6 protein-coding genes are annotated in these 5,444 nt (G+C 32.4%); all 6 read left to right on the top strand.

Annotated features, from left to right (window positions below):
- Positions 1–119 precede the first annotated feature (119 nt).
- Positions 120–677, top strand: a complete 558-nt coding sequence (locus ACTNB8_RS16030; protein WP_441056073.1) for a hypothetical protein — start codon at positions 120–122, stop codon at positions 675–677.
- Between the two features lie 30 nt (positions 678–707).
- Complete coding sequence (locus tag ACTNB8_RS16025) at positions 708–1,571, top strand: hypothetical protein (protein ID WP_441056072.1); 864 nt, start codon at positions 708–710, stop codon at positions 1,569–1,571.
- 8 nt (positions 1,572–1,579) lie between these two features.
- Positions 1,580–3,091, top strand: coding sequence for an oligosaccharide flippase family protein (locus tag ACTNB8_RS16020; protein WP_441056071.1), 1,512 nt, complete (start codon positions 1,580–1,582; stop codon positions 3,089–3,091).
- A 353-nt stretch (positions 3,092–3,444) separates the two neighbouring features.
- Complete coding sequence (locus ACTNB8_RS16015; protein ID WP_441056070.1) at positions 3,445–4,356, top strand: hypothetical protein; 912 nt, start codon at positions 3,445–3,447, stop codon at positions 4,354–4,356.
- A 95-nt stretch (positions 4,357–4,451) separates the two neighbouring features.
- Complete coding sequence (locus tag ACTNB8_RS16010; RefSeq protein WP_441056069.1) at positions 4,452–5,255, top strand: hypothetical protein; 804 nt, start codon at positions 4,452–4,454, stop codon at positions 5,253–5,255.
- A 54-nt stretch (positions 5,256–5,309) separates the two neighbouring features.
- Positions 5,310–5,444 (top strand): transposase (locus ACTNB8_RS16005; protein WP_441056074.1); only part of this gene is annotated, 135 nt, incomplete at its 3' end.

Below are 5,444 nucleotides of genomic sequence, written 5' to 3'. Positions count from 1 at the left end.
TTCTAAAGGATTTATGATAAAGGTTTCCACTACCGGAATGGTGGTTTCCTAAAAAACGGATTTGCGGTTTCCTGTCACCGGACAGCAGGGACACGGGCACCGGATTATTCAAAAGTATTATGCAACCCCAAAAAATAAAAAAGAAGGTGTTAATAAAAGGATTTTTTAGTGTAGTGCTTATTACGGCTATAAGCATACTTGCATTATATTTTATTACTAAAATTGATTTTATTAGTAATTATATAGATTATTTCTTTAAATATAGATTGGCATCAGGAAATTTAATATCTGCTGGTATTAAAAATGATGGCAGTGGAACGGCTAGACTGCTTCAGATTAAAAATATATTAAATGATAATGCCAATCCTGTATTTGCATTAATAGGACGCGGGACAAATGCATATTATATGGCAGCTCAAGGACAAACGTATATTGTTGACGGAACCTATCTTTGGATTTATAAAGATTTAGGACTTATAGGGTTAATGATATTACTTATCATTTCTAAAAAAATTATGGCCTATAATCAGGTAAGAAAAAGTAGATATAAATGGGGAATTGTAGCTGGTGGAATTGCTTTATGTGTTTTTATGATAACTAATCCCACATTTATGATGTCAGCAGATGCAAGTGTTATATTTGGGCTGCATTTATATATTATGGCAAGAGAAAGTTAAATAAAGTATAAGTTTAATAGAGGAAAAGGAATGAATCATATAATATTAAGAAAGAAGGAATACCCACCTAAAATACTGGTTAGTTATGCTGATTTTCAATATAAAACGGCGCAAAAATTACAAACAAAAACAGCAAAAATGGCAGGATTTTCAGAGGTAATAGAATATGGCCCAGACGATATTGACAATAAATTTAAAAATGAATATCAAAATATTTTTAATTATCAAAGAGGAAACGGTCTATGGGTATGGAAACCATATTTGATAAAGAAAACATTGGACTCCATGAAAGATGGAGAAATACTCTTTTATTGTGATTCAGGAGCTTGTTTTATCAGAAATATAAATGACATTATTTCTAAATTAGAGGAACAAGATATTTGGGTTTCAGTTCTTCCGTTAAAGGAAAAACAATTTACGAAACAGCAGACATTTGATATTTTAAATTGCAATACAGAAAAGTATAAGGAAACAGCTCAAATTTCTGGAACGTTTTGCGCGTTTAAGAAAAGTGATTTCAGTACAAGGTTTGTTAATGATTGGTTGCAGTACTGTTGTAATATAAAAGCACTTGCTCCGCCGAAGGATAAAACACAGGAGGCTACATATTTCTATGACCATCGGGAAGATCAATCAATACTAAGTCTATTAGTAAAAAAATATAAATTGAGAGCTTGGTCAGACCCATCTCAGTATGGCAGATTGCCAGAAAAATATATTCGAAATGGATGTGAAATGATTTATTATGGAGACCATATTGGACAAGAAGATTATCCAATATGCATACTGCATCATAGAACAAAAGATGGTAATAAAAAAGTGTTGTTTAATCAATTAATGTGTGCAATATTGCCACGGTGGATTGGAAAAAGACTAATAAATAATGGGAGGTAATAAAAATAGTGAATGATTCGATTAGTAGGAAACAAATATCAATTAATATGATTGCTAATATAGTTTCTTATTCTGCTAACATTATTATTTCGTTTGTATTAACTCCTTTTTTAATTAATACATTGGGAAAAGAAACATATAGTTTTTATCCAATGGCCAATACAATAGTCAGTTATATGTCTGTTTTGACAAATGCTATGAACTCAATAGCAAGTCGATTTGTTACGGTTTCAATAGTCCAAAAAAGAAAAGAAGATGCTAATAAATATTATTCTTCAACATTAGCAGCTAATTTGTTAATGAGTCTTATCATGTTTGTTCCAATGCTAATTGTGGTAGTTTTTTTAGACACATTTATGGATGTTCCGGTTAATTCAGTTGCAGCGATAAAGACACTGTTTGCATTGGTTTTTGCATCAGCTCTTATAAACATTTCAGCTTCTGTATTTGGGATTGCTACATTTGCAAAAAATAGAATTGATTTGCGCTCTGTGAGAGAACTTGTAACAGCTTCACTTAGATTAGTGTTGTTTATAGTTTTATATAAATTTTTAACCCCATCAATTATTTACGTTGGTATTGTAACATTAGTAGTAGCAATAGTGAATATTATTTTTCAGGTTAATTATACAAGATTTTTGTTACCAGAAATTAAATTGAAAAAAAAATATATTTCTTCAAAACATACAAGGGAATTATTGTCCTCGAGTTGTTGGAACGCAATTAATTCATTTGGTAATACTTTGTTAGCAGGAATGTCTATGATTTTAGCAAATATGTTTTATGGAGCAACAGCATCTGGTTCATATTCAATTGTAAATACTGTACCACAGTTTATTTGTGGAATTATTGTAATGTTAACAGGAGTTTTTTATCCAGTTATTACTTATAAATATGCTGAAAATGATAAAAAAGGTTTAATTTATGAAGTAAAAAAAGCACAAAAAATGGTTGGTATTTTTGGATGTGCAGTTATTGCAACATTTTCTTCTTTAGCAACAGAATTTTTTACTTTATGGACACCGAATGAAAATGCAATTTTTTTAGCAGAATTATCATTTGTCACGATTCTTCCGCACTTTGTTATTGCGTGTATGTGGTCCTTAACTAATTTGAATGTGGTAATGAATAAACTGAAAGTTCCAGCATTATATACATTGGGGAGTGGTATAGTTAATATATTTCTTGCTTATGTAAGCTATAAATTGTTTCATCCAGGTTTGATTTCTTTACCGTTAATTAGTTCTATTCTTCAAATCGTATGGGTTGGAATTTTTATTCCTTTATATGTTTGTAGAAATTTAAACGTAAATTGGAAAACTTTTTATGCGCCGATTGTCAGAGCAATTGTATGTTCGGTGGGTGTTATGATGCTAATAATAAATGTAAAACAATTTTTTATTTTAAATTCATGGGTGAAATTTCTGTTATTTGGAGGTGTTTCAGGCGTATTAGCTTTGTGCATATTTGCAGTAGGAATGCTAGGTACAGATATAATTAAAAGTTTAAAAAATAAATAATTATAAAAGTATATGAAGGGAAAAGGTGACAGGCACAATAAAGGCGAAATAAAATAAAATTAAAAGTCTGTTAAATTTCATAAAGTATAGATATATTGCAAACAGAAATGTGAATTTTAGGATATTTCCCCCAGGACAGTAGTATTTGTCCTGGGGTTTTGTTACAATAAAAGAAATCGGAGAGGCGGGTGAAGAAGGTAAGATTTTCTTTACAAAGGATAAATTTCTGTAGCACAGAATTAATATAGAGATAAAAGACAGTCAGTCAAAATTGCGATAAAAAACACAAAAGAGGATTTTCCTGAATACAAAAGAGAATAATTTACAATAATTATTGAGAAAGGAAAAGCCTCATGGCAAAAAACAATACAATATTTGATGATGTCTTTCGGACAATGATCGAAAAGATGCCGGAGCTGGTAATCCCGTTAATAAACGAGGTGTTTGGAACAAATTACCCGATGGACATTCCGATCATGCAGCAAAGGAATGAACATCAGACGAAGGACGGAGAGATTATCACGGATTCAAACCTGTGTATAGGAAACCTGATCTATCATATTGAATGCCAGAGTACATCTAATTCAACTATGATCATACGGATGGTACAGTATGATTTTTCAATTGCGATGGATTATGCAGAGAAGAGAGACGGAAAATATTATATGGAATTTCCGCAGTCTTGTGTGTTGTATCTCCGTGGAAAAGGTGGACCGGATTTCCTGGAGATGGTCATGGTAATGCCGGATGGAAGAAAAATGGAGTACCAGGTGCCAGTAGTGCATGTACAGGCATATACTAAAGATGAGTTATTTCAGAAGAAGTTGATTTTCTTATTGCCTTTTTATATCATGCGATACGAAAAGAACCGGGATCAGGCAGAAACAGATCCGGTATTTCAGGAAGGAATATTAAAAGAATATGCAGATATTGAGGAATATCTGGAAGAGGAACTGTTGGATCAGGACAGGGAACAGGCTTACCGGGATATGATAGAACTGATCAGAAAGATAGCAGATTACATATTTGCAGACAGGAAAAAAGTGAAGGAAAGGTTAGGTGATATCATGGGAGGAAAAGTGCTGGAACTGGAATCAGATAAGCTGATAAAACTTGGAAGAGCAGAAGGAAGAGCAGAAGCACAGCAGCAGGCGATTCGGAATCTGGTGACATCAATGAACCTGACTGTCAAACAGGCAATGGATGCGCTTGGAATTCCAGAAGAAGAACGATATAAATATGTGGATGGATTAAAACAAAAGTAAATGAAAGATATTTTCCCCAGGGCAGTAGTATTTGCTCTGGGGGTTTGCGTAAAAGGTGACAGGCACAATTAAGTGTAAGAAAGTGAGGAAACGCAATGCCTTCATTTGGAATGAACCCATTAACTCCACCAACAGATCCAAAAGAATATGAAAAAATAATTCGAGACTATTGTGAATGTCAATTTGGTGGAAATGTTTTTTTGTTTGGGAGAAACGGACAGCGGCAAAATGGTGTTGACGTTATTTCAAAAGATTTATCAAATATAATAGGTGTGCAGTGCAAGGATTATAGTGGGACCGTGGTTAAAGAGTCTGACATTGATGATATGATAAAACTAGCAGAAACTTTTGTGCCACCATTATGTATGTTTGTAATTGCAATTGCGCAAAAAACAGATGCCAATATACAGCGATATGTTATGTTGAAAAGTAAAGAAAGATTGAAACAGGGAAAGTTTTCTATAGAAATTGTTTATTGGGATGAAATTGAAAATTTTATAAAAAATAATGCAGTGATTTATAATAAATATTATGGATTTGCGTTTGGAAATCCATTTAACGAGCAACAAGTACAGGTGCTGATTACAGATACATATTCTTTGCGTATGAGATTTCTTGACATGTATTGTCGATGGGGAATCAGGGATGTTATATCGATGGATATGTTCACCGGGATTTTTTACATGCTGATTTCTAACTATGATTGTTTCTATACAGAAATCAATGAACTGATGAGAAATTCATGTATATTACAAGAGACAGAAACATATCAGAGGATTAAAAGTTTTATAAAGAAATTGGATGAATATATGGATTATATCAGTAGATTGGTAGAATTGAATAACTGTGTGTCGCATTCTCGTTACTTCAGTGATGAGTTAGACGCACTATTTTTTTGAAAAAAGGCAGAACAAATGTTTGTGAAATGTTCTTGCATATGGTATAATAAAAATATGGAGAAAAATATGTTTAATATCAATAATGAACTTTCATATGGTAGAGGATATGTGTATTCCCTGCAGTATCATCTGGTATGGTGTACAAAATATCGGAAAAAGGTTTTAAAAGATGGTATTGATACAGAATGC

Source organism: Blautia sp. HCP28S3_G10 (assembly GCF_052065235.1).
Lineage (GTDB): Bacteria > Bacillota > Clostridia > Lachnospirales > Lachnospiraceae > Blautia_A.
This window is presented reverse-complemented; position numbering and strand designations above follow the sequence as displayed.

Bases quoted from the DNA above. Each gene is read 5' to 3' on its own strand.
- ACTNB8_RS16030 (WP_441056073.1), top strand. From the start codon at position 120: ATGCAACCCCAAAAAATAAAAAAGAAGGTGTTAATAAAAGGATTTTTT.
- ACTNB8_RS16025 (WP_441056072.1), top strand. From the start codon at position 708: ATGAATCATATAATATTAAGAAAGAAGGAATACCCACCTAAAATACTG.
- ACTNB8_RS16015 (WP_441056070.1), top strand. From the start codon at position 3,445: ATGGCAAAAAACAATACAATATTTGATGATGTCTTTCGGACAATGATC.
- ACTNB8_RS16010 (WP_441056069.1), top strand. From the start codon at position 4,452: ATGCCTTCATTTGGAATGAACCCATTAACTCCACCAACAGATCCAAAA.